This window comes from Mycobacterium sp. (genome assembly GCF_036273375.1).
In the GTDB taxonomy this organism is placed as follows: Bacteria; Actinomycetota; Actinomycetes; order Mycobacteriales; family Mycobacteriaceae; genus Mycobacterium.
The window spans coordinates 1-4,289 of record NZ_DASUHS010000063.1 but is presented as its reverse complement, the minus strand read 5'-3'; the positions used below and the strand labels follow the sequence as shown (position 1 = coordinate 4,289).

The following is a 4,289-nucleotide window of genomic DNA, read 5'->3' as shown; positions in this document are numbered from 1 at the left end:
TGTTGAGCCGTAGGAGACCTGAGTCGAATGAGACGCACACGCTGGGGGTCTTCTGCGCGACCGGCCGCGAGGCTGGCGCGGCCCGTCGTCCCATCCGTTTTGAGCCTGGTCCTTCTGATAGCGACGCCCGGCCTCGCGGAGGCCGATCCCACCGCCGACAACCTGGCCGCACTCATCGCCGACGTCGCCAAAGCCAACCAGCGGCTGCAGAACCTGAGCGCCGAGATCCAGACCGAACAAGAAAGCGTCAACAAGGCCTTGGTCGACGTCGAGACCGCACGGGACAACGCGACCACCACCCAACACGACCTGGACACCAGCCAGCAGTCGGTCAAAGACGCCAACATCGCCATCGCCGGGGCGCAGCATCGCTTCGACACGTTCGCGGCGGCCACCTATATGAATGGTCCCTCGAACAGCTACCTGACCGCGAGCAACCCCGACGACATCATTGCCACCGAAGCCGCCGCCAAGAACCTGACCACGAGCTCACAGACCGTGCTGGCCAAGCTGCAGCAGGCCCGCACCGAGCAGGTGAACAAGGAATCGGCGGCGCGGCTGGCCAAGCAGAACGCCGACAAGGCCGCCGCGGACGCCAAGTCCAGCCAGGACGCCGCCGTAGCGGCGCTGAGCAACTCCAAGCAGAAGTTCGACCAGCAACGCGAAGACATCATTCGCCTTGCCGCCGAACGAGATCAGGCTCAGGCCAAGCTCGACGCGGCCAAGCGCGAGGCTGCGCGTCTTTGGTCCGCGGGTGCCGGCGGGCCCGGAGCGCCGGCATCGGGTGACCGGTGGGAGACCGGGTCACCGGGCGCTCCTGCGCCGTCGGCCGGGGGCCGTCAGTGGGATGGCGCCTGGGACCCCACGTTGCCGATGATCCCGAGCGCCAACGTTCCCGGCGACCCGATCGCGGTGATCAACCAGGTGCTCGGCATCTCGGCCACCTCGACTCAGGTCACCGCCGGTCTGGGCCGCAACTTCCTGCAGCAGATGGGCATCCTCAAGCCCGACGACACCGGCATCACCAATGCGGCGCCCGGGGGGGTCGGGGGGCGCATTCCCCGGGTCTACGGGCGGCAGGCCACCGAATACGTGATCCGGCGCGGCATGTCGCAGATCGGCGTGCCCTACTCCTGGGGCGGCGGCAACGCGGCCGGCCCGAGTAAGGGCATCGACTCCGGTGCCGGCATCACCGGCTTCGACTGTTCGGGTCTGGTGCTGTATTCATTCGCCGGGGTGGGCATCAAGCTGCCGCACTACTCGGGCTCGCAGTACAACCTGGGCCGCAAGATCCCGTCCTCTCAAATGCGTCGCGGCGACGTCATCTTCTATGGCCCGGGCGGCAGCCAGCACGTGACGATCTACCTCGGCGACGGCCAGATGCTCGAAGCCCCCGACATCGGGTTGAAGGTCCGTGTCGCCCCGGTGCGCACCAGCGGCATGACGCCCTACGTGATCCGATACATCGAGTGGTGATCGAGTGAGTGCTGAACGAGGAGCCATGCGCCGCAATCGGTTTCGTCTCGTCAACTTCGCCTGGATCACCGCAGTGGTGACCGGGCTGATGTTTTCTCCTGTCCCCCCTTCTCCCCTTGCCGGTGCCGACCCCGGGGAGTGGGACCCAACCCTGCCGGCCCAGATCAGTGCCGGAGCGCCCGGAGACCCGCTCGCCGTCGCCAACGCCTCGCTACAGGCCACCGCTCAGGCCACCCAGACCACGATGGACCTGGGCAAACAATTCTTGAGCGGGCTCGGGATCAACCTCGGCGGCGATCCTCCCGCTGCGGCGAGCTCTCCTAGCAACCCCGGCGGCAAGATTCCGCGGGCAAACGGCCGGCAGGCCATCGAGTACGTGATCCGCCGGATGGGCTCCCAAATGGGAGTGCCGTATTCCTGGGGCGGTGGTTCGCTGGACGGCCCGAGCAAGGGCGTCGGCGACGGCGCCAATATCACCGGTTTCGACTGCTCGGGCCTGATGCGGTACGGGTTCGCCGGTGTCGGCGTGCTGATCCCGCGGTTCTCCGGTGACCAATACAACGCCGGACGCCACATCCCGCCGGATCAGGCCAGGCGCGGCGACCTGATCTTCTACGGCCCGAATGGCAGCCAGCACGTCACGATGTACCTGGGCAACGGTCAGATGCTGGAGGCATCGGGCAGCGCCGCGAAGGTTACGGTCAGCCCGGTTCGTAAGCCCGGCATGACCCCGCTCCTGACCAGGATCATCGAGTACTGACCCCGAGTGCGATTTGGCGGGCGGGTCGCCGCGACGGGTGCACCAGCGTCGACGGAATTCGGTGGGCCTGGAATAGTTGGACGCGGGCACGTCGCTGCCCCACGACATCCGTCGTGCCAGCAGTCGTGTCCGATTGAGCTTTGTCGGTTGAGCGGTGGAAGGTAGCAGTTCATGACAGCAGCAGGTGGGCCGCCGCCAGGCGCCAGCGGTTACTCGGGCCCGGGCGGGCAATCCGGCCCGGCTCACGAAGCGCCGGCAGGCGGCGGCAATGGACTGGCCGCCGAGGTGCAGACCCTGGAGCGGGCCATCTTCGAGGTCAAACGCATCATCGTCGGCCAGGACCAGCTCGTGGAGCGCATGCTGGTCGGCCTGCTGTCGAAGGGACACGTGCTGCTCGAAGGTGTCCCCGGCGTTGCCAAGACGCTGGCCGTCGAGACGTTCGCCAAGGTGGTCGGCGGGACGTTCGCGCGGATCCAGTTCACGCCCGACCTGGTGCCCACCGACATCATCGGTACCCGCATCTACCGGCAGGGTAAGGAAGAGTTCGACACCGAACTCGGCCCGGTGGTCGCCAACTTCCTGCTCGCCGACGAAATCAACCGCGCGCCGGCCAAGGTGCAGTCGGCGCTGCTGGAGGTGATGGCAGAACGTCAGGTGTCGATTGGTGGCAAGAGATTCCCGCTGCCCAACCCGTTCCTGGTGATGGCGACGCAGAACCCGATCGAGCACGAGGGTGTGTACCCGCTGCCCGAAGCCCAGCGTGACCGCTTCCTGTTCAAGATCAACGTCGGTTACCCGTCGCCCGAGGAGGAGCGCGAGATCATCTATCGGATGGGCGTGCGCCCGCCGGAGCCCAAGCAGATCCTGAACACCGGCGACCTGCTGCGGCTGCAGGACATCGCGGCCAACGGCTTCGTCCACCACGCGCTGGTGGATTACGTGGTGCGCGTTGTGACCGCCACCCGCCATCCCGAGCAGCTCGGCATGAACGACGTCAAGACGTGGATCTCGTTCGGTGCGTCCCCGCGCGCCTCGCTGGGCATCATCGCCGCGTCTCGGTCGCTGGCGCTGGTCCGCGGCCGCGACTACGTGATCCCGCAAGACGTCGTGGACGTCATCCCCGACGTGCTGCGGCACCGGTTGGTGCTCACCTACGACGCGCTGGCCGACGAGATCTCGCCGGAGATCGTGATCAACCGGGTGCTGCAGACGGTGGCCCTGCCTCAGGTGAATGCCGTTCCGCAGCAAGGTCATTCGGTGCCCCCGGTGATGCAACCCGCCGGCGCGGCCAGCGGTCGGTGACCGACGCTAGATCCGCCGCGGGTGGGCCCGCGGCTGTTGTTCATCCGCCATCGATGCAGCGGGGTCAGATCGATGACCCCAAGCTGGCGGCGGCGCTGCGCACCCTGGAACTCACCGTCAAACGCAAGCTCGACGGTGTGCTGCACGGCGATCACCTCGGCCTGATCCCGGGCCCGGGCTCGGAGCCGGGCGAGTCGCGCGAGTACCAGCCCGGCGACGACGTCCGTCGCATGGACTGGGCCGTCACCGCGCGCACGATGCACCCGCACGTGCGGCAGATGATCGCCGACCGCGAGCTGGAAACCTGGCTGGTGGTCGACATGTCGGCCAGCCTGGACTTCGGCACCGCCATCTGTGAGAAACGGGACCTGGCGGTTGCCGCCGCGGCGGCCATCACCTACCTCAACAGCGGTGGCGGCAACCGGCTCGGTGCCCTGGTTGCCAACGGCGCCACGATGACCCGGGTGCCGGCGCGCTCCGGGCGACAGCACCAACAGACGCTGTTGCGCACCATCGCGACCATGCCCAAGGCCCCGGCCGGGGTGCGCGGTGACCTGGCGATCGCCATCGACGCGCTGCGCCGCCCGGAACGCCGCCGCGGGATGGCGGTGATAATCAGCGACTTCCTCGGCCCGATCAACTGGATGCGTCCGCTGCGAGCCATCGCCGCCCGCCACGAAGTGCTCGGCATCGAGATCCTCGACCCGCGCGACGTCGAGTTGCCCGACGTCGGTGACGTCATCCTGCAGGA

The 4,289-nt window shown here is 67.7% G+C and carries 4 protein-coding genes; all 4 read left to right on the top strand.

All coding sequences use genetic code 11. The annotated features are described in order from the left end of the window. The first annotated feature begins 27 nt into the window (after nucleotides 1-27). Nucleotides 28-1,476, top strand: a complete 1,449-nt coding sequence (ripA, locus tag VFW69_RS05935) for an NlpC/P60 family peptidoglycan endopeptidase RipA (protein WP_526499132.1) — start codon at nucleotides 28-30, stop codon at nucleotides 1,474-1,476. Nucleotides 1,477-1,501: 25 nt separating this feature from the next. After that, the gene (gene ripB / locus VFW69_RS05930; RefSeq protein ID WP_526499134.1) at nucleotides 1,502-2,236 is read left to right on the top strand and encodes an NlpC/P60 family peptidoglycan endopeptidase RipB; all 735 of its coding nucleotides are present in this window, start codon (nucleotides 1,502-1,504) and stop codon (nucleotides 2,234-2,236) included. Between the two features lie 171 nt (nucleotides 2,237-2,407). Further along, nucleotides 2,408-3,538 carry a chaperone MoxR1 gene (gene moxR1 / locus VFW69_RS05925; protein ID WP_526499130.1) on the top strand — a complete coding sequence of 377 codons (1,131 nt, stop codon included), beginning with the start codon at nucleotides 2,408-2,410 and terminating at the stop codon, nucleotides 3,536-3,538. A 53-nt stretch (nucleotides 3,539-3,591) separates the two neighbouring features. Then, nucleotides 3,592-4,289, top strand: a 698-nt coding sequence (locus tag VFW69_RS05920; RefSeq protein WP_526499128.1) for a DUF58 domain-containing protein, incomplete at its 3' end; no start/stop codon positions are given.

Excerpts from the sequence above, each read along its gene's own strand:
- ripB (WP_526499134.1), top strand. The coding sequence starts at position 1,502 with ATGCGCCGCAATCGGTTTCGTCTCGTCAACTTCGCCTGGATCACCGCA.
- ripA (WP_526499132.1), top strand. The coding sequence starts at position 28 with ATGAGACGCACACGCTGGGGGTCTTCTGCGCGACCGGCCGCGAGGCTG.
- moxR1 (WP_526499130.1), top strand. The coding sequence starts at position 2,408 with ATGACAGCAGCAGGTGGGCCGCCGCCAGGCGCCAGCGGTTACTCGGGC.